General features: G+C 66.9%; 25 protein-coding genes. 7 read left to right on the forward strand and 18 right to left on the reverse strand.

What is annotated here, in order from left to right; genetic code table 11:
• Positions 1-11: 11 nt before the first annotated feature.
• Complete coding sequence (locus AC07O0_RS13660) at positions 12-1,067, reverse strand: ABC transporter substrate-binding protein (RefSeq protein ID WP_494623849.1); 1,056 nt, start codon at positions 1,065-1,067, stop codon at positions 12-14.
• A 157-nt stretch (positions 1,068-1,224) separates the two neighbouring features.
• Positions 1,225-1,611 (reverse strand): hypothetical protein, encoded by a 387-nt coding sequence (locus AC07O0_RS13665; RefSeq protein WP_494623851.1) that lies wholly within the window; start codon positions 1,609-1,611, stop codon positions 1,225-1,227.
• A 187-nt stretch (positions 1,612-1,798) separates the two neighbouring features.
• Here AC07O0_RS13665 and AC07O0_RS13670 point away from each other — a divergent pair, with 187 nt between their 5' ends.
• Complete coding sequence (locus AC07O0_RS13670) at positions 1,799-3,514, forward strand: lysine--tRNA ligase (RefSeq protein ID WP_494623853.1); 1,716 nt, start codon at positions 1,799-1,801, stop codon at positions 3,512-3,514.
• Complete coding sequence (locus tag AC07O0_RS13675) at positions 3,511-4,194, forward strand: nitroreductase (RefSeq protein ID WP_494623855.1); 684 nt, start codon at positions 3,511-3,513, stop codon at positions 4,192-4,194. The genes AC07O0_RS13670 and AC07O0_RS13675 overlap by 4 nt, the downstream gene beginning before the upstream one ends.
• Positions 4,195-4,206: 12 nt before the next feature.
• Here the strand turns inward: AC07O0_RS13675 and AC07O0_RS13680 are convergent, their stop codons facing one another.
• Positions 4,207-4,728, reverse strand: a complete 522-nt coding sequence (locus AC07O0_RS13680; RefSeq protein ID WP_494623858.1) for a cysteine dioxygenase — start codon at positions 4,726-4,728, stop codon at positions 4,207-4,209.
• A 185-nt stretch (positions 4,729-4,913) separates the two neighbouring features.
• Between AC07O0_RS13680 and AC07O0_RS13685 the strand changes: the two genes are divergently transcribed.
• Positions 4,914-5,390, forward strand: a complete 477-nt coding sequence (locus AC07O0_RS13685; protein ID WP_454024990.1) for an Lrp/AsnC family transcriptional regulator — start codon at positions 4,914-4,916, stop codon at positions 5,388-5,390.
• Positions 5,391-5,499: 109 nt separating this feature from the next.
• Here AC07O0_RS13685 and AC07O0_RS13690 read toward each other — a convergent pair whose 3' ends face one another.
• Both AC07O0_RS13690 and AC07O0_RS13695 read right to left on the reverse strand, forming a co-directional pair.
• Positions 5,500-6,684 carry an acetyl-CoA C-acyltransferase gene (locus tag AC07O0_RS13690; protein WP_494623860.1) on the reverse strand — a complete coding sequence of 395 codons (1,185 nt, stop codon included), beginning with the start codon at positions 6,682-6,684 and terminating at the stop codon, positions 5,500-5,502.
• Positions 6,685-6,857: 173 nt separating this feature from the next.
• A complete protein-coding gene (locus tag AC07O0_RS13695; RefSeq protein ID WP_494623862.1) occupies positions 6,858-8,936 on the reverse strand; it encodes a 3-hydroxyacyl-CoA dehydrogenase NAD-binding domain-containing protein in 2,079 nt (692 codons plus the stop codon).
• Positions 8,937-9,109: 173 nt separating this feature from the next.
• Between AC07O0_RS13695 and AC07O0_RS13700 the strand changes: the two genes are divergently transcribed.
• On the forward strand, positions 9,110-9,862 hold the full coding sequence (locus tag AC07O0_RS13700) for an enoyl-CoA hydratase-related protein (protein WP_494623864.1): 753 nt from the start codon (positions 9,110-9,112) through the stop codon (positions 9,860-9,862).
• A 106-nt stretch (positions 9,863-9,968) separates the two neighbouring features.
• Positions 9,969-10,775, forward strand: coding sequence for a transglutaminase-like domain-containing protein (locus AC07O0_RS13705; protein ID WP_494623866.1), 807 nt, complete (start codon positions 9,969-9,971; stop codon positions 10,773-10,775).
• Between the two features lie 33 nt (positions 10,776-10,808).
• Here the strand turns inward: AC07O0_RS13705 and AC07O0_RS13710 are convergent, their stop codons facing one another.
• The 5 genes from AC07O0_RS13710 to AC07O0_RS13730 all read right to left on the reverse strand — a co-directional run bounded on the left by AC07O0_RS13710 (position 10,809) and on the right by AC07O0_RS13730 (position 14,701).
• A complete protein-coding gene (locus tag AC07O0_RS13710) occupies positions 10,809-11,063 on the reverse strand; it encodes a hypothetical protein (protein WP_494623868.1) in 255 nt (84 codons plus the stop codon).
• A 116-nt stretch (positions 11,064-11,179) separates the two neighbouring features.
• The gene (locus AC07O0_RS13715) at positions 11,180-12,028 is read right to left on the reverse strand and encodes a metal ABC transporter permease (protein ID WP_494623870.1); all 849 of its coding nucleotides are present in this window, start codon (positions 12,026-12,028) and stop codon (positions 11,180-11,182) included.
• Entirely contained in the window at positions 12,025-12,876 is an 852-nt protein-coding gene (locus tag AC07O0_RS13720; protein ID WP_494624214.1) for a metal ABC transporter permease, read from the reverse strand. The genes AC07O0_RS13715 and AC07O0_RS13720 overlap by 4 nt, the downstream gene beginning before the upstream one ends.
• Positions 12,876-13,784 (reverse strand): manganese/iron ABC transporter ATP-binding protein, encoded by a 909-nt coding sequence (locus AC07O0_RS13725; RefSeq protein WP_494623872.1) that lies wholly within the window; start codon positions 13,782-13,784, stop codon positions 12,876-12,878. Before AC07O0_RS13725 ends, AC07O0_RS13720 begins: the two co-directional genes overlap by 1 nt.
• Positions 13,781-14,701: a metal ABC transporter substrate-binding protein gene (locus tag AC07O0_RS13730; RefSeq protein WP_494623874.1), complete on the reverse strand. Its 921-nt coding sequence runs from the start codon at positions 14,699-14,701 to the stop codon at positions 13,781-13,783. The genes AC07O0_RS13725 and AC07O0_RS13730 overlap by 4 nt, the downstream gene beginning before the upstream one ends.
• Before the next feature lie 130 nt (positions 14,702-14,831).
• Here AC07O0_RS13730 and AC07O0_RS13735 point away from each other — a divergent pair, with 130 nt between their 5' ends.
• Both AC07O0_RS13735 and AC07O0_RS13740 read left to right on the forward strand, forming a co-directional pair.
• A complete protein-coding gene (locus AC07O0_RS13735; protein WP_494623876.1) occupies positions 14,832-15,287 on the forward strand; it encodes a Fur family transcriptional regulator in 456 nt (151 codons plus the stop codon).
• Positions 15,288-15,383: 96 nt separating this feature from the next.
• Positions 15,384-17,183 carry a GGDEF domain-containing protein gene (locus AC07O0_RS13740; protein ID WP_494623878.1) on the forward strand — a complete coding sequence of 600 codons (1,800 nt, stop codon included), beginning with the start codon at positions 15,384-15,386 and terminating at the stop codon, positions 17,181-17,183.
• A 12-nt stretch (positions 17,184-17,195) separates the two neighbouring features.
• Here the strand turns inward: AC07O0_RS13740 and acs are convergent, their stop codons facing one another.
• The 8 genes from acs to tsaD all read right to left on the reverse strand — a co-directional run bounded on the left by acs (position 17,196) and on the right by tsaD (position 24,473).
• Positions 17,196-19,148 carry an acetate--CoA ligase gene (gene acs / locus AC07O0_RS13745; RefSeq protein ID WP_494623880.1) on the reverse strand — a complete coding sequence of 651 codons (1,953 nt, stop codon included), beginning with the start codon at positions 19,146-19,148 and terminating at the stop codon, positions 17,196-17,198.
• A 202-nt stretch (positions 19,149-19,350) separates the two neighbouring features.
• Positions 19,351-20,532 (reverse strand): DUF418 domain-containing protein, encoded by a 1,182-nt coding sequence (locus AC07O0_RS13750; protein WP_494623882.1) that lies wholly within the window; start codon positions 20,530-20,532, stop codon positions 19,351-19,353.
• Positions 20,532-21,056, reverse strand: a complete 525-nt coding sequence (locus AC07O0_RS13755) for a TetR/AcrR family transcriptional regulator (protein ID WP_494623884.1) — start codon at positions 21,054-21,056, stop codon at positions 20,532-20,534. Before AC07O0_RS13755 ends, AC07O0_RS13750 begins: the two co-directional genes overlap by 1 nt.
• Positions 21,057-21,134: 78 nt before the next feature.
• Positions 21,135-21,545: an EVE domain-containing protein gene (locus tag AC07O0_RS13760; protein ID WP_494623886.1), complete on the reverse strand. Its 411-nt coding sequence runs from the start codon at positions 21,543-21,545 to the stop codon at positions 21,135-21,137.
• Positions 21,545-21,874 (reverse strand): hypothetical protein, encoded by a 330-nt coding sequence (locus AC07O0_RS13765; RefSeq protein WP_291674986.1) that lies wholly within the window; start codon positions 21,872-21,874, stop codon positions 21,545-21,547. The genes AC07O0_RS13760 and AC07O0_RS13765 overlap by 1 nt, the downstream gene beginning before the upstream one ends.
• 21 nt (positions 21,875-21,895) lie before the next feature.
• Positions 21,896-22,426: a L,D-transpeptidase family protein gene (locus AC07O0_RS13770; RefSeq protein WP_494623889.1), complete on the reverse strand. Its 531-nt coding sequence runs from the start codon at positions 22,424-22,426 to the stop codon at positions 21,896-21,898.
• A gap of 8 nt (positions 22,427-22,434) precedes the next feature.
• Entirely contained in the window at positions 22,435-23,433 is a 999-nt protein-coding gene (locus AC07O0_RS13775) for an NAD(P)H-dependent glycerol-3-phosphate dehydrogenase (RefSeq protein ID WP_494623891.1), read from the reverse strand.
• Positions 23,430-24,473 (reverse strand): tRNA (adenosine(37)-N6)-threonylcarbamoyltransferase complex transferase subunit TsaD, encoded by a 1,044-nt coding sequence (tsaD, locus tag AC07O0_RS13780; RefSeq protein ID WP_494624216.1) that lies wholly within the window; start codon positions 24,471-24,473, stop codon positions 23,430-23,432. The genes AC07O0_RS13775 and tsaD overlap by 4 nt, the downstream gene beginning before the upstream one ends.
• Positions 24,474-24,478 lie beyond the last annotated feature (5 nt).

The following is a 24,478-nucleotide window of genomic DNA, read 5'->3' on the forward strand; positions in this document are numbered from 1 at the left end:
ACGGCTGGGTGTCACGGCGCGACCATGCGCTCCGCCTTGGGCGGCAGGAATTTGTTCGAGAACACCTTGTCGGGCGCCGGCGCGGCCGGCAGGCCGAAGGCGTCGGCGACGTCGGTGACCGAACGGGCGAAGCGGGCCGGATCGACATCGCCCATGCCGCTCTCCTTCACGAAGGGCGTCAGCACGTTCATCTTCAGCGACAGGTCGAGGCGCTCGGCCTCCAGCTTCTCGTCGATCAGCGGATCGCGCTTCTTCACTGCGGCGAGGCCGACGGCCGGATTGGCGGCAACCTCCTTCCAGGCCTTGGCGGTGGCGCGCAGGAAGCCTTTGACCACCTCCGGCTTCTCGGCGAAGGCCGGCGAGACGATGATGCCGTTGCCGTACACGTCCATCTTGTAGTCGGAGTAGTTGAAGGAGACGATGTCCTCCTGCTTCACGCCGCGCGCCTTCAGGTCGAGCACCGACGAGAAGAAGTGGCCGCTGATGAAGTCGACCGTGCCCTGCACCATCGACTGCTCGCGCAGCTGCGGCGTCAGGTTGACGTGATTGACGGTCTTAGCGTCGATGCCGACCTTCTTGGCGAAGGCGGGGAAGAGCCGGAAGGAGGCGTCGAACACCGGCGCGCCGAGCTTCTTGCCGGCAAGGTCGGCAGGCTTGCTGATCCCGGTTTTCTTCAGCGTGTGCACGCCGAAAGGCGGGAAGTCATAGGCCATGAAGACGCAGAGGATCTCCTTGCCGGCGTTCTTGGCGTTGTACTCGATCAGCGAGTTCACATCGGCAAAGCCGATATCGTAAGCGCCGGTGGCGACGCGCTGGACCGCGCCGGCCGAGCCCTGGCCGGGGTCCATGGTCACGTCCAGCCCCTCGGCCTTGTAGTAGCCCTTCTCCAGCGCCACCAGGAAGGGCGAGGTCGGCCCCTGGAAGACCCAGTCGAGCGTGAACTTCACCGCCGTCTGCGCCTGCGCCGGAGACATCGCGCCCAAGGCCAGCGCCGCTGCACTGACCAATGCGACGCGGCGGCTGAGCGCCCACGCCAAGCCCTTGCCGGCCCGCTGCGAGCCGGACATCCCCCACTTCACCTCACGAACCATCGAAGCCGACCCCTGCTTATGTTGTACGACGACGCTAGCGGGGCCCGGTTCGGAGTCAATCGAGCCGCCGGGGTTGTCTGCCGCTTTTTTGGGCGCGGTCATTCGTGCCGCAGGCAGGGCGACGCCTTCCTGCTCAAGGCGCGCTCGCGCTGATGATCTTCAGCTTGAAGACATGCGGCCGGTTCGGCCGGGTCATGAAGGCGTAGTCGACCAGATCGAGCTTGTCCTGCGGTTTGAACCAGGGGCGGAACTGCGGCGGCCGCGGCCGGCCGATCCAGGCATCATTGCCAAGAAAGAGCAGGTCGCGCGACAGCGTCTCCTCGAGCAGAAGTGCCGGATTGTCCTTGTCCCAATGGCAGACGCCGTTCTTCGGCCCGACCGGCCCGCCCTTCCAGTTCCAAGTGTAGGCCGGAGCCTTGTTGGGTTCGATCGTTTCGTGGACTTCCAAGGTTCCGGCATGCTTGCCGTTCACGCCGTGAAACACGCTCAGCCGATCGGTTTTGATGATGACCTCCGACATGGCGAACCCTCGCGAGCTGCCCCGTCCCAGCGCCGAGCATAGACCGATCCCTGGCGGCGGGCAGCAGCTGAGAGCGGAACATGAGCTCTACGCGAGGGCGCCAGACCGCCGGCCGCATTGACGCCGCCCCTGCATATCTGCGAAACCGCCCGCTTCCCTGCCCTATCCAGCGAGACTTGAAGCCAAAATGCCCGCTTTCGACCCCGCGCTGATCGAAGCCGCCCGCGTCTCGGCCGCCTGGCCGTTCGAGGAAGCCAAGAAGCTCGTGGTGCGGCTGCAGAAATCGGGCAAGCAGGAAGCAGTGTTCGAGACCGGCTACGGCCCCTCCGGCCTGCCGCATATCGGCACCTTCGGCGAGGTCGCGCGTACTTCGATGGTTCGGCATGCCTTTCAGGTGCTGACCGATGGCGCCATCCCGACCCGGCTGATCGCCTTCTCGGACGATCTCGACGGCCTGCGCAAGGTGCCCGACAACGTCCCGAACAAGGAGCTGCTGGCGCAGCATCTCGGCAAGCCGCTAACCGAGGTGCCGGACCCGTTCGGCACGCATGACTCGTTCGGCCGGCACAACAATGCCCGGCTCTGCGCCTTCCTCGACCAGTTCGGCTTCGACTACGAGTTCAAGTCCTCGACCGACGCCTATCGCGCCGGTGAGTTCGACGCGACCCTGCTCAGGATGCTGGCCCGCTTCGACAAGATCATGTCGATCATGCTGGCGACCCTGCGCGAGGAGCGCGCCGCGACCTATTCGCCCTTCCTGCCGATCCACCCGAAGACAAGGATCGTCATGCAGGTGCCGATCGAGGCGCGTGATGTCGAGGCCGGCACCATCACCTGGTCCGATCCGCAGACGGGCGAGCGCTTCACCACACCGGTGACCGGCGGCCATGCCAAGCTGCAATGGAAGCCGGACTGGGCGATGCGCTGGGTCGCTCTCGGCGTCGACTACGAGATGGCCGGCAAGGACCTGATCGACTCGGTCAAGGTTTCCTCGCAGATCGCCCGCGCTATCGATGGCACCCCGCCGGAAGGCTTCAACTACGAGCTCTTCCTCGACGAACAGGGCCAGAAGATCTCGAAGTCGAAGGGCAATGGCCTCACCATCGAGGACTGGCTGAGCTATGGCTCGCCGGAGAGCCTGGCGCTGTTCATGTACTCGCGTCCGCGCGAGGCCAAGAAGCTGCATTTCGACGTCATCCCGCGCGCGGTCGACGACTACCTGCAGTTCCTCGGCGGCTATGACCGGCAGGACTGGAAGAACCGCCTCGGCAACCCGGTCTGGCACATCCATGCCGGCACGCCGCCGCAGCCGGACGTGATCGCCACCGGCGCGGGCGACAATGCGGTGCGCACCCAGATCTCGTTCTCGCTGCTGATGAACCTCGTCGCCGTCGCGAATTCCGAGGACAAGGCCGTGCTCTGGGGCTTCCTGCAGCGCTATGCGCCCGGCATCTCGCCGCAGACGCATCCGCGGCTCGACGCGCTGGTCGGCTACGCGCTCGCCTATTTCCGCGACTTCGTGAAGCCGGCAAAGCATTATCGCCCGGCCGACGAGACCGAGCGCGCCGCCTTCATCGCACTCGACGCCGCGCTCGCTGCGCTGCCGGCGGGTGCGAGCGCCGAAGAGGTTCAGGACGCAGCGCTCGACGTCGCCCGCGCCATCCCGCGTTACCAGAACCTCACGGCCAAGAACGCGACGCCGGAGCGGCCCGGCGTCTCCGGCGACTGGTGGAAGGCGATCTATCAGGTGATGTTCGGCGAGGATCAGGGCCCGCGCTTCGGCTCCTTCGCCGCGATCTACGGCCTCGACAACACCCGCAAGCTGATCGCCAAGGCGCTCGATGGCGGGCTGATCCGCGAGCACGAGGCCTTCCTGGCGGCGCGCCAGCCGCTCAGCGCATGAGCACAGCGGCGGCTGAGGCGGTCGAGAAGGCCATCGCCAGCCGCCGCGCCGTGCGCGCCTTCCTGCCTGATCCCATCGATCCCGCATTGGTGCGCCGCCTGATCGAACTGGCGGCGCAGGCGCCGAGCGGCACCAACATGCAGCCCTGGCGGCTGCGCGTGCTCGGCCCCAGGATCCGCGCCAGGCTGGAGACGGCGCTGGTCGCCGCGCTCGACGATCCCTCCCCGCGCGAGGAGGAGTATCGCTACTACCCGGTGACCTTCCGCGAGCCCTATCTCTCGCGCCGCCGCAAGGTCGGCTGGGATCTCTATGGCCTGCTCGGCGTCGCCAAGGGCGACCATGCCGGCATGCGCCGCCAGACCGAGGCCAATCTGCGCTTTTTCAGCGCCCCGGTCGCGCTGATGCTGACGGTCGACCGCGATCTCGAGATCGGCTCCTGGCTCGATCTCGGCGCCTTCGTCCAGACCCTGCTGATCGCGGCGCAGGGCCACGGGCTCGACTCCTGCCCGCAAGCGATCTTCGCAAGATTCCACGCGGTCGTCCGGCGCGAGCTCGCTATTCCCGAGGGTGAGGTGGTAGTCTGCGGCATCGCGCTCGGCAAGGCCGATCCGGAAGCGCCGGCGAACCGGCTCGTGCCGGAGCGCGAGCCGGTCGAGGGCTTCACCAGCTGGCTGGATTAGCCGCTGCGCGCTTCAACCCGCCACGGCGGTGTACTCGGTCTCGACCGAGGAATCATGGAGATGGTGGTCGTAGCCGTAGATGTGGATCGAGATCGCATCGCCGACACCGCGGTTCTGCATGCGATGGATGTTCGGGCCTGATGGCACCATGCAGGCGACGTAAGCAGCACGGCGCTCCTGCTCCTCGGTCGGCACGGCGCGATTGGCATCAATGGCGCGATACCAGGTTTCCGTGACCGTGCCCGAGACGACGCCGAAGCAGCACGAGCAATGATGGTCGTGGATGCAGGTCGTCGAGCCTTCGCCCCAGACCATCGCCCAGACGCTGACGGCGTCGTTGCCGGCGAGCAGGTTGCGGGCATAGCCGCCCGGCTTGCGCTGCAGCGGCAGGGCCTGGATCAGGTCGGGGACCGCGACGAGCTCGTTGAGGACGGCACGGGCCGCAGCGAGATAGTCGCGCGAGCAGGTGCCCTCATGGGTGCGCAGGGCATTCAGGACAGCGCCGCGCCGCTCCTCGCCGAGAAAGCCCTGCATGTTCTTGATCTCCACCGCACCGAATGACGGGGGAATGATAGGCCGGGCCCGGTGGCAATGGTTTGCGATCCCTCGTCTAAAACGGAGTAATCTTAGAAACAGATACCAATTCTAGCTACAATATGAGAAAGAAATTTCTACGCTCGAGCAGCGAGTGATATTCTGTTCCGAGGGGATCCCCAATCGTGGTCAAGCTCGACGCCTTCGACCTGCGTATTCTCGCCTTGCTGCAGGAGGATGCGAGCAAGCCGCTGGCCGAGATCGCCGATGCGGTCGGGCTATCGCCGACGCCGTGCTGGCGGCGTATCCAGAAGCTCGAGGCGGAAGGCCATATCCGGCGGCGGGTCGCGCTGCTCGACCGCGACAAGCTCAAGGCCGGCGTCACCGTCTTCATCGCGGTGAAGACGGCGCGCCATTCGATGGAGTGGCTGGAGCGCTTCCACGCTGCCGTGCACGACCTGCCCGAGATCGTCGACTTCTACCGGATGAGCGGCGACATCGACTATCTGCTCAAGGCCTATGTCTGCGACATCGCCGCCTATGACGCGCTCTACAAGAAGCTGATCGCCCGGATCGAGCTCAGCGACGTCACCTCCATGTTCGCCATGGAGGAGCTGAAGTCGACCACCGCCATCCCGCTCGGCTTCGCCGCCGAGGGATGATCAGCTCTCCGTCATGCTCGCCCTTGTGGCGAGCATCCACGTCTTGGAGACCGCATTCATCGAATGAAGACGTGGATGGCCGGGACAAGCCCGACCATGACGGCAAGGCCTACCTGTTGATCTCGAACAGGCCGGCGCAGCCCATGCCGCCGGCGACACACATGGTGACGACGGCATAGCGCGCCTTGCGCCGGCGGCCCTCCAGAAGCGCATGGCCGACCAGCCGCGCCCCGCTCATGCCGAAGGGATGGCCGATCGCGATCGCGCCGCCATTGACGTTGACCTTGTCGGGGTCGATGCCGAGCGTATCGCGGCAATAGAGCGACTGCGAGGCGAAGGCCTCGTTCAGCTCCCAGAGGTCGATGTCAGAGATCTTGAGGCCGTTGCGCTCCAGCAGGCGCGGCACGGCGAAGACCGGGCCGATGCCCATCTCGTCGGGCTCGCAGCCGGCCGAGGCGAAGCCGCGGAAGATGCCGAGCGGCGTAAGGCCACGGCGCTTGGCTTCATCAGCCGACATCACCACGCTGGCCGAGGCGCCGTCCGAGAGCTGGCTGGCATTGCCGGCAGTGATGAACTTGTCCTCGCCGCGCACCGGCTTGAGCTTGAGCAGCCCCTCCAGCGTCGTCTCGGGCCGGTTACCCTCGTCCTTGGAGAGCGTGACCTGTTCCTGCCGAACCTCTCCCGTCGCCTTGTCGGTGGCGGCCATCACCGCGCTCATCGGCACGATCTCGTCGTCGAACAACTGGCGTTGCTGGGCGCTCGCAGTGCGGCGCTGGCTCTCGACCGAGAACTCGTCCTGCGCCTGGCGCGAGATGCCGTAGCGCTCGGCGACGATGTCGGCGGTCTCGATCATCGTCGTGTAGATCGTCGGCTTATTGGCCTTCAGCCATTCGTTTTCGGTCAGGTCGCGCCGCACCACCGGCCCCACCAGCGAGATCGACTCGACGCCGCCGCCGATCGCGACCGGCACGCCATCCATCACGACGCGCCGCGCCGCATGCGCAATGGCCTCCAGCCCCGAGGCGCAGAAGCGGCTGACGGTGACGCCGGCGGACTGCACCGGGATGCCGGCGACGAGTGCGCCATGACGGGCGACATTGCCGCCGGTCGCCGCTTCCGGGTAGCCGCAGCCCATCACAACTTCCTCGACCGCTTCCGGCTCGAGCTTCGCCCGCGCCATGGCGTGCCTGATCGCATGGGCGGCCATGTCGGCGCCGCGGACCTGGTTGAAGGCGCCGCGATGGGCCTTGCCGATTGGGGTGCGGGCAGTCGAGACGATGACGGCTTCAGTCATGGCGATCCTCTTCGGTCTTTGGCTGTTCGCTTTTAACTCGATGTCATCCCGGACGCAGCGAAGCGGAGATCCGGGATCCATGCCTGAGCCTCTATCGGGAGGGTTCAGGAATGGGTCTCGGGTCTCCCTTCGGTCGCCCGGGACGACACAATATTCTTGAATCGCTGGCCGGTTTATCCAGCAGTCTTCACGGCCGAAAAGCCCTTGCCCTCGGCGGCGAGCTTGCGCAGCAGCGGCGCCGGCTCGAGCGAGGCATCGCCGCTTTCGGCCGCCTGCTGCTCCAGCCGCTCGACGATCGCGCTGAGCCCGACGCTCTCAGCCCAATGCATCGGTCCGCCTCGCCAGGCCGGCCAGTTGTAGCCGTTGAGCCAGACCGTATCGATGTCGCCGGCGCGGGTCGCAATGCCCTCGTCGAGGATGCGCGCGCCTTCGTTGACCATCGGGTCGAGCAGGCGCGCCAGGATCTCCTCGGCTGTGAAGCTGCGCCGCGTCACGCCCTTGCTGGCCGAGACCTCGGCGATCAGCGCCTCGACCTCCGGATCGCGCTCGCCGGCACGGGCGCCCTCGGGATAGCGGTAATAGCCGCGCCCGGTCTTCTGGCCGAACCAGCCGCGCTCGCAGATCGCATCCGCCACCGCCGCGCTCTTGCCGCGCGCCTTGCGGCTGCGCCAGCCGATGTCGTTGCCGGCGAGGTCCGACATGGCGAAGGGCCCCATCTTGAAGCCGAAGCCGGTCAGCGCCGCATCGACCTCATGCGGCAGGGCGCCGGCGACGAGCAGGCGCTCGGCGGCGCGGGTGCGCGCCTCCAGCATGCGGTTGCCGACGAAGCCGAAGCAGTTTCCGACCACGACCGGCACCTTGCCGAGCTTGCGGCCGAGGCCGATCGCGGTCGCGACCACATCGGCCGCGACGCCGGCCGGACGCACGATCTCCAGGAGCTTCATCACATTGGCCGGGCTGAAGAAATGCAGGCCGAGCACCTCGGCCGGCCGGCTCGTCACAGCGGCGATCTCGGCGAGATCGAGATAGGAGGTGTTGCTGGCGAGGATCGCGCCCGGCTTGGCGATCGTGTCGAGCGCGCCAAAAATCTCGCGCTTGACGCCCATCTCCTCGAAGGCGGCCTCGACCACGATATCGGCCTCGGCAGCGGCAGAGAGCCCGACGGCCGGGGTGATCAGGGCCATGCGCTGCTCGCGCACCGCCTCGGTCATCGAGCCGCGCTTGACCGAGAAGCCATAGGTGTCGCGCACCCGCGCATAACCCTTGTCAATCTGTTCCTGCGTGGCCTCGATCAGCGTCACCGGGATGCCGGCATTGGCAAAACACATCGCGATGCCGCCGCCCATGGTGCCGGCGCCGATCACGGCGGCGCGCACGATCGGGCGCGGCTTCACGCTCTCGTCGATGCCAGGGACTTTCGCCGCTTCGCGCTCGGCGAAAAAGACATAGCGCAGCGCCTTGGAGCGCTCATCGCCGAGCAGTTTTACGAACAGCGCCCGCTCGGTCGCATGGGCCTCGGCCGGCGCCAGCGTGAAAGCGCCGCGCACCACCTCGACCAGCGCCGCGACATTCGGCATCTCGCCGGACTTCGCCAGCGCATCCTTCGCCAGCGCCTCGAAGGCCTCGCGATCGGCCGCCGTCAGCTTGTCGGCGCGTTCGCCGGTCTTCGCTGGCGCGCCCTTGCTTGCCAGCTCCTGCGCCAGCGCAGCGGCTGCTCCCACGGCATCGCTCTCGACGAGCTTGTCGACCAGCCCGAGCCCCAGCGCCTTCTGCGCCGGTATCGGTTCGCCCGAGAGCATCATCGGGAAGGCAGCGGCTGCCCCGATCAGGCGCGGCAGGCGCTGCGTCCCGCCGGCGCCGGGGATCAGACCGAGCTTGACCTCGGGCAGGCCGAGTCTGGCGGCAGGCGTCGCCACGCGGCCATGGCAGGCGAGCGCGACCTCGAGCCCGCCGCCGAGCGCAACGCCCTCAATCGCCGCGACGACTGGTTTCGGCGCGTTCTCGATCGCGGCCAGCAGGTCCGGCAGGATCGGCGGCGCCGGCGGCTTGCCGAATTCGCTGATGTCCGCGCCGGCGATGAAGGCGCGGCCCTTGGCGGCGATGACCAGCGCAACGACATCGGCATCGGCCATGGCCTGCGTCAGCGCCTGCAGCAGGTCGGCGCGCAGCGTGGCCGACAATGCGTTCACCGGCGGATTGTCGAGGCTCGCGACCGCCACATCTCCGTGGCGGCTCAAGGTGACGGTAGGCATGCGATCTCCACCCTGTCTTGCCGGCGCGGCGTCACGCCTTGATTATTTGAAACTTAAAATAATGTCGGTTGCACTGCAACGACGCAGAACCTGCCGGGCTTCCTTGACCGGCGCAATCCCCTCCCCCATCGTCTGCCGCCGCCTCGGGCGGGAGAGACGATGAGAAGGTTTGCATGACCGAGACCGTTCTGAGCGAGACCCCGGCCGAGGGCGTCAGGCAGATCACCATGAACCGGCCCGACCGGCGCAATGCGCTCGACCGCGCCACCTATCAGGGTCTGATCGACGCGCTTGCCGCGGCTGACGCCGACGCCTCGGTGCGCGCCGTCGTGCTCACCGGCGCCGGCGGCTGCTTCACCAGCGGCAACGACATCAAGGACTTCGCAGCGGCCGCGGCCACAGGTGTCGGCGCCGAGATCGCCATCGACTTCCTGACCGCGATCTCGACGGCGAAGAAGCCGATCGTCGCCGCGGCGGAAGGTTTTGCCGTCGGCATCGGCACCACCATGCTGCTGCATTGCGATCTCGCCTATGCCGGGCGCGGCGCCAGCTTCCGCATGCCTTTCGTCAGCCTCGGCCTCTGCCCGGAGGGTGGGTCGAGCTATCTCCTGCCGCTGATCGCCGGCAGCAAGCGCGCCGCCGAATTGCTGATGCTGGGCGAGCCCTTCGGACCCGAGGTCGCGCAGGACGCCGGGTTGATCAACGCTGTCACCGACGATGGCGGTGCGCTCGCAGCAGCTCTCGATAAGGCCAGGGCGCTGGCGGCGTTGCCGCCGCAATCGGTCGCGCTGACCAAGTCCCTGCTCAAGCGTGGCAGCGCCGCCGCCGTGGCCGAGACGATCGGGACCGAGGCGCGCCATTTCGGCGAGCGGCTGAAATCCGCCGAGGCGCAAGCCGCCTTCATGGCGTTCCTGACCAAACGCTGACGACGGCGCGCATCCTTCGCACTGTTGTCGCGGAAATCGCGGAACATCCTGCTCCCCGTCTGGTTGACGCACGCGCCTCCTGGCGCCGCTGTGTAAGGAGCAGGATGTGCAGCTGAAGGTCGTCGCCACCCTCGTCTATCGCTTCGACCATGAAACGCCGGTGATCGTCGCGATCGAGCCGGCGCGATCCTCGGACCAGACCATTTTGTCCGACCGGCTGCTTGTCGACCAAGGGACCGAGCTGATCCGCGACCTCGACGCCGACACAGGCATGCGCCGCTTCCGCGCCGTGCTGTCGGGCCAGGTCTCGATCCAGTATCAGGGCACGATCGACAACGGCACGCGCCGCCTGCTGCATGCCAATGCGCGCCAGCATGCCTGGGCCGAATTGCCGGCGGAGGTGCTGCCCTATCTGCTGCCCAGCCGCTTCTGCCCCTCCGACAACCTGATGCGCTTCGCCCAGCGCGAGTTCAGCGACATCGAGGCCGGCGGCGCCAAGGTGCTCGCCGTGGTCGACTGGTTGCAGGAGCATGTCGATTACGTGCGCGGCGTCAGCAACGCCCAGACCACGGCCGAGCAGACCTTCATCGACCGCGCCGGTGTCTGCCGCGACTTCAGCCATCTCGCCATCGCGCTCTGCCGCGCGCTCAACCTGCCAGCGCGCGCCGTCAGCGTCTACGCCGCCGAGCTCGACCCGCCGGACTTCCACGCCGTCTTCGAGGTCTTCCTCGACGGGCGCTGGTGGCTGGTCGACCCGACCCGGCTGGCGCCGGTCGAAGGCATGGTCCGCATCGCCGCCGGGCGCGACGCCGCCGACATCGCCTTCCTGACCAGCGGCAGCCTGTGCCAGTGCCTGAACCAATGGGTCGAGGTCAGCCGCATCGAAGACAGTGAGCCGGCGCAGGCGGCCTGACCCGGCGTTGAGCGGGCCGCTCAGCCGCGGCGATCAATCATCGTCGTCATCGTCGCGCCGGCGCCTGCGCCGCCGGGAGTGGTAGTAGTCGTCTTCGCGCCAGCGCCGCCGATAGCCATCATCGTAGTAGCGGCGGCGATACCAGCGACGGCGCCGGCGATCATCGTCGTCGTCATCATCGTCGGCCCTTACGGCGGTCGCGGTCAGCGCCGAGCCGGCGATCGCCATGGGCAAGGCGAACAGCGCCAGCCGCAGCAACGTTCGTCGTTTTTCGTCGATCTCGGACATCATCGTCTCCTCCATGTCCGCCATGCCCCATGGCAGCGGGACAACTTGGCGGATTTGGGAAGAACGAGTGGCGACCAGCCTTATTCCCGAGGACGCCTGGTTTTTCGCAGCACGGTTCAGGCCGGGCGCGGCGCGGCCAACCTCCGCGTCTTGAGGAGGCTGCGTATCAGCGCCGCCAGGAAAAGCGCCGCCTGCACCACGACGATGCACGGTCCGGTCGCGACGTCGAGATGGAAGCTCAGGATCGTGCCGGCGACGCTCGACGTCACCGCCGCCGCGATCGCGGTCAGGAGCATCAGGTCGAAGCGGCGGGTGGTCAGGAAGCCGATCGCCCCCGGCGCAACCAGCATGGCGACGACGAGGATGATGCCGACGGCCTTCAGCGCCGCGACGATGGTCAGCGCCAGCATGGCGAGCAGGCCGAAATGCAGCGCCTTCACTGGCAGGCCAATCGCCCGCGCATGCGCCGGATCGAAGGCATGCAGCAGGAAGTCGCGCCGCTTCGCCAGCATGATGGCGGTGACCGGCAGGGCGATCAATGCCGTCTCGGCTATGTCGCCCCAGGTCACGCCGAGCATGTTGCCGAACAGGATGTGCAGCAGGTGCTGGTCGCTGTCGACCTTGACGAAGAGCACGAGCCCGAGCGCGAACATCCCGGAGAAGACGATGCCCATCACCGTATCCTCCTTCACCCGGCTGTTCTCCTTGAGATAGCCGATGCCGAAGGCGCAGGTCAGGCCCGCCGCGAAGGCGCCGATGGCGAGCGGCAGACTGGCGATATGGGCGAGCACGATGCCGGGCAGCACCGCATGCGAGACGGCATCGCCCATCAGCGACCAACCCTTGAGCACCAGGAAGCAGGACAGCACGGCGCAGACGAGCCCGACCATCACCGCGACGGCAAGGCCGCGCAGCATGAACTCGTGGGCGAAGGGCGCCAGAAGCCAGGTTTGAATGAGGCTCATGCCGCCGCTCCCGTGCTGGCGGCCCGGCGCGCGCCGAGGCGGCCATGCTTGGGCGCAAACAGGAAGGCGGCGAGGAAGAGCAGCGTCTGGAAGACGACGATCAGCCCGCCGGTCGAGCCGTCGAGGAAGTAGCTGGCATAGGCGCCGACCGCCGAGGTGACGACACCCATCGTCACCGCGATGGCGATCAGCCGGCCGAAACGGTCGGTCAGCAGGTATGCGGTCGCGCCGGGCGTCACCACCATCGCGATGACGAGGCAGGCGCCGACCGTCTGCAGCGCCGCGACCGTGCAGGCGCTGAGCAGCACGAAGAACAGGATCTTGAGCCGCGTCGGCGACAGGCCGACAGCGCGCGCCTGGTTCTCGTCGAAGAAGACCAGCATCAGGTCCTTCCAGCGCAGCAGCAGGATGGCGAGCGAGATAAAAGCGATGATCGCGACCTGGATCACGTCCTCGTCGGAGATGCCGAGGATGTTGCCGAGCACGATCGACTGGACGTTGACCGAGGTCGGGTTGATCGAGACGATCATCAGCCCGACCGCGAAGAAGCTGGTGAAGACGATGCCGATCACGGCATCCTCGCGCAATTGCGTGCGCACCCTGACCAGCGCCATGGCGAGCGCCGCCAGCAGGCCGGAGAAGAAGGCGCCGGCGGCATAGGGAACCTTCAGGAGATAGGCGAGCGCGACGCCCGGCACGATCGCATGCGCCAGCGCATCGCCCATCAGCGACCAGCCCTTGAGCATCAGATAGCAGGACAGGAAGGCGCAGACGCCGCCGACCAGGGCGGAGACCCAGATCGCCTTGACCATGTACTGGTAGCCGAAGGGTTCGAGCAGGAGCTCCATCACGGCTGCCCGTCCTTCCTGCCGGCGGCGGGCTTCTCGTGGTCGCGGTCGCCATAGAAGACGAGCGGGCGCTCGTCGTCGGTGATCACGGTGACGCGGCGGTCGTCGGCATCGGCATGCAGGCTCGCGCCTTCCAGGCGGAAATGCCGGAGCGCGCCACCGAAGGCCCGCTGCAGATTGTCCTGGGTGAAGGTCGTCTCGGTCGGCCCAGCCGCAAGCACGGTCTTGTTGACGATCACGACCTGGTCGCAGAAATCCGGGATCGAGCCGAGATTATGGGTCGAGACCAGCATCAGCCGCCCTTCCGCCCTGAGTTCGCGCATCAGCCCGACGATCTGGTCCTCGGTCTTGACGTCGACACCGGTAAAGGGCTCGTCGAGCAGGATGACCTGCCCACCCTGCGCCAGCGCCCGCGCCAGGAAAACGCGCTTGCGCTGGCCGCCGGAGAGCTCGCCGATCTGGCGACGGCGGAACTCCAGCATGTTGACGCGATCGAGCGCCTGCTCGGCCGCCTCGCGATCCGCCCGCCGCGGCAGGCGCATGAAGCCCATATGGCCATAACGCCCCATCATCACGACGTCGTCGACCAGCACCGGGAAAGTCCAGTCGACCTCCTCGGCCTGCGGCACATAAGCGACGAGGCCGCGCTTCAGCGCTGCACGCACCTCCATGCCGGCGATGCTGACCAGCCCTTGTGCCGGCTTGAGGAAGCCCATCAGGGTCTTGAAGATCGTCGACTTGCCGGAGCCGTTGACGCCGACCAGCGCGCAGATCGTGCCGGGACCGAGCGCGAAGGAGGCGTCGTTCACCGCAGTCACGCCATTGGCGTAGCGGACGGTGACGCCGCTGACCACGATCGACGGCGTGGGCCCCTGCCCCGGGCGGATCTCGGCGCTCTGCAAGTTCACTGGCCGAACCCCTTCGCAATCGTGTCGACGGTGACTTCGAGCAGCTTGAGATAGGTCGGCACCGCCCCGCGCGCATCGGAGAGCGAGTCGACATAGAGCACGCCGCCATATTTGGCGCCGGTCTCGCGCGCGACCTGCTTGGCGGCGCGGTCCGAGATCGTGCTCTCGCTGAACACGGCCGGGAGCTTGTTTTTGCGGACGAGGTCGATCAACCGGCGCACCTGCTGCGGCGTGCCCTGCTCGTCGGCGTTGATCGGCCAGAGATAGGCTTCGCGCCAGCCATAATCGCGGGTCAGGTAGCTGAAGGCGCCCTCGCTGGAGACGAGCCAGCGCTTGTCGGCCGGCACCTTGTCGAGCCGGGCACGCAGAGGAGCGTCCATCGCCTTGATCTGCACGGCGTAGTCGGCGGCGTTCTTCGCATAGATCGCGGCATTGGCCGGGTCGGCCTCGCTGAGCGCCTTGCGGATGTTCTCGACATAGATCAGCGCGCTTGCCGTCGACATCCAGGCATGCGGGTTGGGCTTGCCTTCATAGGGCCCCTCCTTGATGCCCATCGGTTCGATGCCAGTGGTGACCACCGCGCTCCGGACGTTCTTCACATTGTCGAAGAACTTCTCGAACCAGCGCTCGAGATTCATGCCGTTCCAGAGCACGAGATCGGCCGACTGCGCCTTCACCACGTCGAGCGGCGTCGGCTGGTAATCATGGATCTCGGCGCCCGGCTTGGTGATCGACTCGACAATCGCCACCGTGCCGGCGACGTTCTGGGCGATATCCTGGATCACCGTGAAGGTGGTGACGACACGCAGCGGCTTGCCCGGCGCGGCCTGCGCCAGGGCGCCCCCGACAGAGGCGGCGAGGCCAAGCGCAAGCGTCGTGGCGGCGGCAAGGCCAAGGAAGCAGCGGCGCGGGAACATGGTCTCTCCGATAGCGGGACTGGGGATAATGTAACGCTATTGCAACCTACTTGCATTTGTCAACGCAATTGCAAATGAATTGCGATAAGGTATTTTTGCAAATGCCTCTCAGCGTTGCTACCTCTCTGGGATGAAAGGAATCGACCAGCGCGTGGAGGCGTTCGAACTCCAGCTCCGCAAGGCGGGCCTGCGCATGACCCAGCAGCGCCGGCTGATCCTGCGTGTCTTGGCGGAGGCAGACGACCACCCCGACGCGAAAGGCATCTTCACCCGCGCCTTCGTGCACGACCCGACGCTGTCACTCTCGACGGTCTACCGCACGATGAAGGTGCTGGAGACGCAAGGGGCGATCGAGCGCCACGCCTTCGAGGACGGTGTCTCGCGCTACGAGCACGCCGACCAGGCCCATCACGACCATCTGATCGACATCGAAAGCGGCAAGGTCATCGAGTTCTCCTCGCCGGAAATCGAGGAGCTGCAGGCGAAGATCGCCGCCAAGCTCGGCTATGAGATCGTCCGGCACAGGCTGGAGCTCTACGGCAGGAAGCTCGGCAAGCCGGCCAAACGCAAGCGGACCGAGAGCTGAAATCCGGCCTTGGCGGCGATCGGTTTACTGAATCTCAATCGCCGGCTTCGATAGCTCACGCAACGGCAACCTGCCGTCCCAAGATGCGTGTCGGTTTTGAGCAATCGCTTCGAAAAGCCAGTCGCCGCCCATCAGCGGCCGGGTACCAGCCTCGATACCAAGCTTATCCTGGGCTGCATGGTCCTGCTCGCGCTGGCGCTGGCGCTCGCGCTCGGCCTGATCGCCATTCTCGGCAGCGACTATGCCCGCGCCAGCCGGAACCTCGAGGCGCTGACGCTCTACCAGAAGGTCCTGACGGCAGCGAACCGGCTCTCGGCCGAACGCGGCCCGATGAACAGCGTGCTCGGCGAGGAACCGGCGCCCGACACGCCGGCCCGGCGCAAGCTCGCCGAGTTCCGTGCGCTGAGCGACCGGGCACTGGCCGAGATCGCACCGGATGCAGACAACGAGGTGATCCGGCACCTCGTCGCGCGCGACAGGCTGGCGGCCGTCCATCTCCGCCTCACCGAAGCGCGCCGCGCCGCCGATCGGTTGAGCGCCCTCCCCCTGGCCGAGCGCAGCAGCACCGAGATCCGGGGCGCGATCACCGGCATGTTCGATGTGGTCGATACGATGCGGCCGGTGGTGGCCGCCGCGATGGCCGAGCTGACGGAACACGACAGCTCACTGGCCGGACATGCATTGGGCGGGCTGATGCTCGGCGATCTGCGCGAATATGCCGGGCGGATGGGCTCCTTCCTTGCCCCTTCGATCGCCGCCCGCGTGCCGCTCTCTCCGACCGCCTACGACGAGCTCGTCCTGACCTCCGGCCGCATCCTGCAGATCTGGCAATCACTGGAGCGCCAGCTCGCCCTTCACGCCGATGCGCCGGACCTGATCGCGGCCGTAGGCGAGGCAAACCGGCTCTATTTCGGCGAGGGCCTCAGCCTGATCGCGCGCTTGACCGCCGAAGGCAAATCCGGCGGCTACTCGGTCACCACCGAAGAGATGACCCTGCAATATGTGCCATCGATGGCGCCGCTGGAGCGGCTGCGCGCGCGCTTCCTCGACGATATGCTGGCGCATGCGCAGGATGCTCGGATAACCAGCGCCTGGTGGCTCCAGGCCGTCGCCGCCTTCACCGTTCTGATCGTCCTGACCAATGTGTTCCTGCTCCTGGCGGCACGCCGCCGGATCTTCAGGCCGCTGCTGCGGGCCCGCGACCATATCGTCGCCCTCGCCGAGGAGCGTGATCTCGATCGAGCCGCCCGCACCGGCAATCATGACGGCGAGATTCGCGAGCTGTTCGCGGCGCTCGAAACCCTGCGCCTCAAGCTGCGCGAGCGCCTGAGGCTGACCGAGCGCCTGAAGGTGCAGGCCGAGACGGATGCGCTGACGGGGCTGCTGAACCGCCGCACCTTCGACCGCCTCGGACAGGGCGATCCCGATTTCGATTATCTGCCTATCGAGACCGGCCTGATCCTGATGGACATCGACCGGTTCAAGCCGATCAACGACACCTATGGCCATATTGCTGGCGATCAGGTCCTGCGGACCATTGCTGGGTTGATGGCGGAGATGGTCCGCAAGAACGATCTCGTCATGCGCTATGGCGGCGAGGAATTCGCCATTGTCCTGCCCAATACCGGGATCCGCACGCTTGCGCGGATCGCCGAGACGCTGCGCGCGGCGATCGTCGAGCAGGCGATCATGCTGGGCGACGGCACGGAACTGCGCGTCACCGCGAGCTTCGGCGTCGCGACCGGCCGCCGCGATGGCCCTGGCTGGGAGATCCTGATCGAGGCAGCCGACCAGGCGCTCTACGCGGCCAAGGCAAGCGGCAGGAACCAAGTCAGCATCGCCGGCGAGCAAATGCTCGCCGATCCCATCGCGATCAAGCCGGTCAGGATTGCCTGACGTCGCGGGCGCTCAGCCCGCCTTGCGCTTGTTCTGCCGGTTGGCGATCAGGTCGTCGACGACGGCCGGATCGGCCAGGGTCGAGGTATCGCCGAGCGCACCGAACTCGTCCTCGGCGATCTTGCGCAGAATGCGGCGCATGATCTTGCCGGAGCGGGTCTTGGGCAGGCCAGGCGCGAACTGGATCAGGTCGGGCGAGGCGATCGGACCGATCTCCTTGCGGACATGCGCTACCAGCTCCTTGCGCAGGTCTTCGTTCGATTTCTCGCCCGCCATCAGCGTGACATAGGCGTAGATGCCCTGTCCCTTGATATCGTGCGGATAGCCGACCACCGCTGCCTCCGAGACCTTCGGATGGGCGACCAGCGCCGACTCGACCTCGGCCGTGCCCATGCGGTGGCCGGAGACGTTGATCACGTCGTCGACACGGCCGGTGATCCAGTAATAGCCGTCGGCATCGCGCCGGCAGCCGTCGCCGGTGAAGTACTTGTTCGGATAGGTCGCGAAATAGGTCTCCTCGAAGCGCTTATGGTCGCCATAGACCGTGCGCATCTGGCCCGGCCAGCTCTCGGCGATGACGAGGTTGCCCTCGGCCGCGCCCTCCAGCACCTTGCCCTCGGCATCGACCAGCTCGGGCTTGACGCCGAAGAAGGGCCGCGTCGCCGAGCCGGGCTTGAGCTTGGTCGCGCCCGGCAGCGGCGTGATCAGGATGCCGCCGGTCTCGGTCTGCCACCAGGTGTCGACGATCGGGCAGCGATCGTCGCCGACGACGCGGTGATACCACTCCCAGGCTTCCGGGTTGATCGGCTCGCCGACCGAGCCGAGCAGGCGCAGCGACTTGCGCTTGGTCTTCTTCACCGGCTCCTCGCCGGCGCCCATCAGCGAGCGGATCGCGGTCGGGGCGGTGTAGAAGGTGTTGACCTTGTGCTTGTCGACGACGTCCCAGAAGCGCGAGATGGTCGGATAGGTCGGGATGCCCTCGAACATCAGCGTCGTCGCGCCGTTGGCGAGCGGCCCGTAGAGGATGTAGCTGTGACCGGTGACCCAGCCGACATCGGCGGTGCACCAGTAGATCTCGCCGTCATGGTAGTCGAAGACGTATTGATGCGTCATCGAGGCGTAGACGAGATAGCCTGCCGTCGTGTGCAGAACGCCCTTGGGCTTGCCGGTCGAGCCTGAGGTATAGAGCACGAAGAGCGGGTCCTCGGCCTTCATCTCGGCCGGCGGGCAGTGACCGGAGGCCTTCGCCGCCTCGTCATGGTACCAGACGTCGCGGCCTTCCTTCATGGTAACGTTGCCGCCAGTGCGCTTGACGACGATCACCGTGCCGATGCCGCCCTTCACCTTGTCGTCGGCCGCATCGACATTCTTCTTCAGCGGCACCGGACGCCCGCCGCGCAGGCCCTCGTCGGCCGTGATCACGATCTTTGAATCGGCGTCCTCGATCCGGTTGGCGAGCGAATCCGGCGAGAAGCCGCCGAACACCACCGAATGCACCGCGCCGATCCGGGCACAGGCCAGCATCGCATAGGCCGCTTCGGGGATCATCGGCAGGTAGATGGTGACTCGGTCGCCCTTCTTGACGCCGTTCGCCTTCAGGACGTTGGCGAACTTGCAGACCTCGGTGTGGAGCTGGCCGTAGGTGATCTTCTTCGATTCGCCGGGGTCGTCGCCTTCCCAGATGATCGCGGTCTGCTTGGCGCGAGTGGCAAGGTGCCGATCGACGCAGTTGTAGGCGACGTTGGTGGTGCCGTCCTCATACCATTTGATCGAGACCTTGCCCGGCTTGTAGCTGGCGTTGCGAACCTTGCTGTAGGGCTTGAACCAATCGATGCGCTTGCCGTGCTCGGCCCAGAACTTGTCCGGATCCTTGATCGAGGCCGCATACATCTTCTTGTACTTGGCATCGTTCAGCCATGCCTTCTTGGCCCAGGCGGCCTGCACGTCATAGATCTTCTCGGACATCTCAAGCGTCTCCCCAGACTTGGGCCGTCATCAGGGCCGGTTTCATCGGCTCGCAGCGACGCGCCACGACGATCCGACCGGCCTTATTCGAGTTCGTCGCATCATAGGCAGCGAACCCGCGCCGACAAGCACCGCGGGCTCGCACTTTGGTGTCACAGACTTTTGGCGAGGTTGTGCAGTGCGAAACGGGCCAAAAACCGGCCTATCTCACGGCTTCCGGAACCATGTCCAGCGGCCGGCGCGGCCCCGCCATGCGCTCGACGAACCACTCGAACGGCCCCTTGGCGAAGACCTTGCCCCACAGCGACGCGACAATCAGCAGGCCGAAATAGACCAGCACCGCCAGCCCGATACCGGCCGCCGGGCCGAGTCGGCCGTAAAGGCCGAGGCCATAACCGAGGAAGATCAGCGCGCAGGCGATCGACTCGCAGATGTAGAGCGACAGCGACAGTCGGCCATCCGCCTGGAAGATGCGCCCGATCCTGGCGCCGAGGCGGCTGTTGAAGACGCTCAGGCCGGTGCCGATCAGGACGAGGCTGAGCAGCGGCGGGAACAGCCCGCGCAGGATCAGTTCGGCCGCAGCGAAAGCTGGCTTCATCGCGCCGGGTGGTGCCACCGCCATGGCCGCATAGGCGATATTGCCGATGAGAGCCGGCAGCCAGAGCAGGCGGGCGATCGCGCGGCCTTGTGCTGCAAGGCTGCTCAGCGGCGCGGAGCCGAGATGCCGATAGGCCGCCATACCCAGGAAGAACATCATCGCGACATGCGGCAGCGTGATGAAGGGCGAAAGCCCGTAGAACACCGCCCATTCGACCAGTCGATAGCGCACGATCCCGAGAAAATCGCCGGAGCGGTGCAGAGCGACAGCAGCGGCATCGTCACCCTTCCAGCTGTCCGGTTCGATGATGCCGACAATCCCCAGAAGGGTATGGGTGAGGATCGCGAGCAGCCACATCAGCGCCGCCGCCTTGACGAGGCGCAGCGCCGACCAGCGCGCCGCCAGCGGCAGGATCAGGCCGAGCAGGGCATAGGCCAGGAGGATGTCGCCAGCGAAGAGCAGGAGCGCATGGGCAACGCCGAGCAGCCCAAGCGCCAGCAGCCGTCGCCGATAGCGTTCCGGGCCGTTGGTTTCGATCTGGCGCGCCGCGCCATAGCCGAACAGGAACGAGAAGATCAGGATGAACTTCGCTTCGAACAGCGCCTGGATCAGGAAGACCGCGAAGCGGTCGAGCGCGCCGGGAAAGGCCGAGCGCCACCAGTCGCCGCCGAAGCCGAAGGGCATGGCGAAAAACGGCAGGTTGACGACGAGGATGCCAAACAGTGCGACACCGCGGATCATGTCGATGGCCGGGTCGCGCCCGGCCGCGGTTGGAGCAGGCGTCATCACAGCTGCTCCGTCAGCTTGAGCAGGGTTTCGCGCGTCGCAGCGGCATCGCCCTCGTCCAGCCTGGTGAAGAAGGCGCCATCGACGGCAAGCCGGATCGCGATCGCAAGGCCGCGCGGCAGTCCATCCTCGCAGGCCGCCTCGAGCCAGCGCCGGTCGGCGGCGAGGAGCGGCGCGAGCGCGGGCGACTCCGGCGGCAAGGCGGCGATCAGCACGCCGAGCAGCCGGTCGATCTCATCGCCATTGGTGAAGGCGATCCCGATATAGGCGCGCAGCCAGCGGCCGGGCCGGGCGGGTTCGGGCTCGCTTCGCATAGCCTCGGCAATGGCGAGCTCGGTCAGCGCGACGATGCCCTCGACCAGCGCGATGAGCAGCCGCTCCTTGTCTGGGAAATGGTAGAGGATGCCGCCCTTGCTGACGCCGGTCTCGGCCACGAGCCGGTCGAAGGTCAGCGCCTCGACGCCGCTGCGGACGATGATCGCCCCGGCAGCTTCGAGCAGTTCGGATTTCTTGCTTCGGCGCACGGCTGCACCTCCATAACTAAACCGTCCAGACGGTATAGTTATGGAGTTTGTCGCCAACCCGCAAGAGGGGACTAAGCGCTACAGCCCGCCCATCTTGCAGACGAGAGCCCATTCCTCGTCCGTCACCGGCTGCACCGAGAGGCGGAAGGAGGTGACGAGCGACATCTTGGCGAGCTTAGGCTCGGCCTTGACCGCGGCGAGCGAGACCGGCTTCGGCAGCGGCTTCAGCGCCTTGAAATCGACCAGCACCCAGGGAGGACCGGCCTCGACCCAGGGATAATACTCCTTGATGACCTCGACGATGCCGACGATCTCGAGCCCTTCGTTGGAGTGATAGAAGAAGACCTGATCGCCCTTCTTCATCGCCATCAGGTTGAGCTTGGCGGTGTGGTTCTTCACCCCGTCCCAATGCGTGCCCTTCGCCCCGGCCTTGACCTGGTCGTCCCAGGAGAAGACCGAGGGTTCGGATTTGACCAGCCAGTGCGCCATCAGCCTTCGTCCTCTTCCTTCAACGGCACCGGTGGCCGCGACGCCGCCTCGCCCTGTTCGTTCCAGAATCGCACCATCTCGCGTGTCAGTGCGGCGTAATCCTGGGGCGAGAGCTCGATCCGGGTTTCGCCCTCGCCGAAAGGCAGGATCAGCACGAAGCGATGCGTGTCCTCGCGGCGCCGGCGACGCAGTTCGATCACCCGCCCGGCGATGCGCCCGGCGAGCGGCACTGGCTGGCTCTCGGCCACCAGTTCGGCCCCGGTCGTCTTGCGCACCTCGGCGATGCCGCGTGCCACGCGCTTCGTCAGATCGGACCAGTCATTCGCCATTCCCGTCTCCGCTATCCCGCCTCATGGCCGGATCTCGACCGCGGTCCCTTCCGGAACGCGCGACCAGATCTCGCGAATCTCGGCATTGGTGACGGCTATGCAGCCATCCGTCCAGTCGCGTTCGCGATGCAGCCCGCCCAACCAGCCGAGGCCATTGCGGATGCCGTGGATCATGATGTCACTGCCGGGCGAGACTCCGGCCTGCCTGGCCGTGTCGTTCGCGCGCGCATCTGGGTAGGAGATGCGCAAGGCCAGATGATAGCGACTGCGCGGATGCTTGAAGTCGACGGTGTAGACGCCCTCCGGCGTGCGGCCATCGCCCTCGCGCGCTTTCTGTCCGACGGGGTTCGAGCCAAGCGCGACCGCATAGCGTGCGAGCACCTGGCCGTCGCGCTCGAGCGTCAGCCGGCGGGCAGCTTTTTCGATCACGACCCGTGTCGCTTGCGCATCGGTCGACGCGCGGGCCGGCAGTGTTCGAAACGCTTGCGTGAACTCCAGCCCGAGCGCCAGAACCGCTCCGGCCATGGCGAAAATGGCGATGCGCTTCAGCATCGGCAGTATCAATTCTCCGCCCGCACCGGGCGCGCCAGCAGGTCAGCGACCGCTTCGCGCACGCCGACAGTGCCGGCGATGATGCTCGCGACGGCCTCCGCGATCGGCATGTCGATCTCCCGCGCCCGCGCCATCTCGACCAATACGGACGCAGTGAAGGCGCCTTCCGCGAGCTTGCCGCCGGCAGCTTCGGCCGGCGTTTTGCCCTGCCCCAGAGCCTGGCCATAGGCGAAGTTTCGCGATTGCGCCGTCGCGCAGGAGAGCACGACGTCGCCCAGTCCCGAAAGTCCCATCAATGTCTCGGCCTGCCCCCTATGCGCCTCGCCGAAACGGCGCAGCTCGGCAAAGCCGCGCGCAACGAGGGCGGCACGAGCGCTCTCGCCGAGGCCGAGGCCGATCGCGATGCCGGCGGCGATGGCGAGCACATTCTTCGCGGCACCGCCGATCTCGACGCCGCGCGGATCATTGCTGTGATAGATCCGCAGCGTCGACGAATTCAGCGCCTCGGCCAGCGCCCGTGCCAGAGCGGCATCGGCGCAGGCGAGCGTCAGCGCCGTCGGCAGGCCGCGGGCGATGTCGGCGGCAAAGCTCGGCCCTGACAGCACCGCTGGAATCGCCTGCGGCACTGCCTCGGCGATGATCTGCGTGGTGAAGCGCCCGCTGCCCTGCTCGATGCCCTTGGCGGCCGAGATCACCGGCAGCCCACGCGGCAGCGCCGGAGCCAGCAGCGTCGATGCCGAGCGCAGCGCCTGCGTCGGCACCGCCAGGATCAGCGCCTCGACCCTGCCCAATGCCGCGATGTCGGAAATCGGTTCGATCGCCTCGGGCAACTTCGCGCCCGGCAACCGCGGCGCCTCACGCTTCTCGCGAAGGCTCGCCACGGTCGCTTCGTCGCGGGCCCAAAGCAGCACGCGTTGTCCGGCTCGCGCTGCGGCGAGCGCCAGCGCCGTGCCGAAAGCGCCGGCGCCGGCGACGCCGATCGTCCTGTAGCGGTTTTTTGCGCTCACGCCTTCGCCCTGAGTTCGTCGAGCGGCCAGCGCGGACGCGCCACCGCGCCCATATCGTCGACGAGGCCGAGGCGCAGGCGCTCGAGCCCGGCCCAGGCGATCATCGCGCCATTGTCGCCGCAGAGCGCCACCGGCGGCGCGACCATCGGCAGGCCTGCCTCGGTGGCGAGCCGCATCAGCCCGTTGCGGATCTGCTGGTTGGCGGCGACACCGCCGGCGACGACGAGCGAACTCGGCTTGATCCCGGCCTCGCGGCAGGCGCGCAGGCCGGCGCGCGTGCGGTCGACCAGCACGTCGACGACCGCGGCCTGGAAGGAAGCGCAGAGGTCGGCGACGTCGCGGTCCGACAGCGGCGCGATCCGCTCGGCGACCAGCCGCACCGCCGTCTTCAGGCCCGACAGCGAGAAATCCGGATTGGGCCGCCCGCTCATCGGCCGCGGGAACTCGAAGCGCTCGGGATCGCCGCTGCGCGCCTCGCGCTCGACCGAAGGGCCGCCCGGATAGGGCAGGCCGAGCATCTTGGCGATCTTGTCGAAGGCTTCGCCGACCGCATCGTCGATCGTGGTGCCGAGCCGGAGATAATCGCCGACGCCGCGCACGGCGAGCAATTGCGTATGCCCACCAGAGACCAGCAGCAGCAGATAGGGGAAGGCGAGATCGTCGGTCAGCCGCGCCGTCAGCGCATGGCCTTCGAGATGGTTGATCGCGATGAAGGGCCGCCCGGTCACGAGCGCGATCGCCTTGGCGGTGGTGAGGCCGACCATGACGCCGCCGACCAGCCCGGGACCTGCCGCTGCAGCGACGCCGTCGATCTCGGATGGCTTCATGCCGGCGGTCTCGAAGGCGCGGGCCACGATCCGGTCGATCGCCTCGACATGGGCGCGCGCCGCGATCTCAGGCACGACGCCACCATAGGCGGCATGCGCCGCGATCTGGCTGAGGACTTCGTTCGAGAGGATCTTCGCTTCGCCGGAACGTTCGACGCAGACGATCGCGGCGGCCGTCTCGTCGCAGGTCGTCTCTATGCCCAGAACTCGCATGCTCG

It is taken from the genome of Allobosea sp. GW821-FHT10B12 (assembly GCF_059415545.1).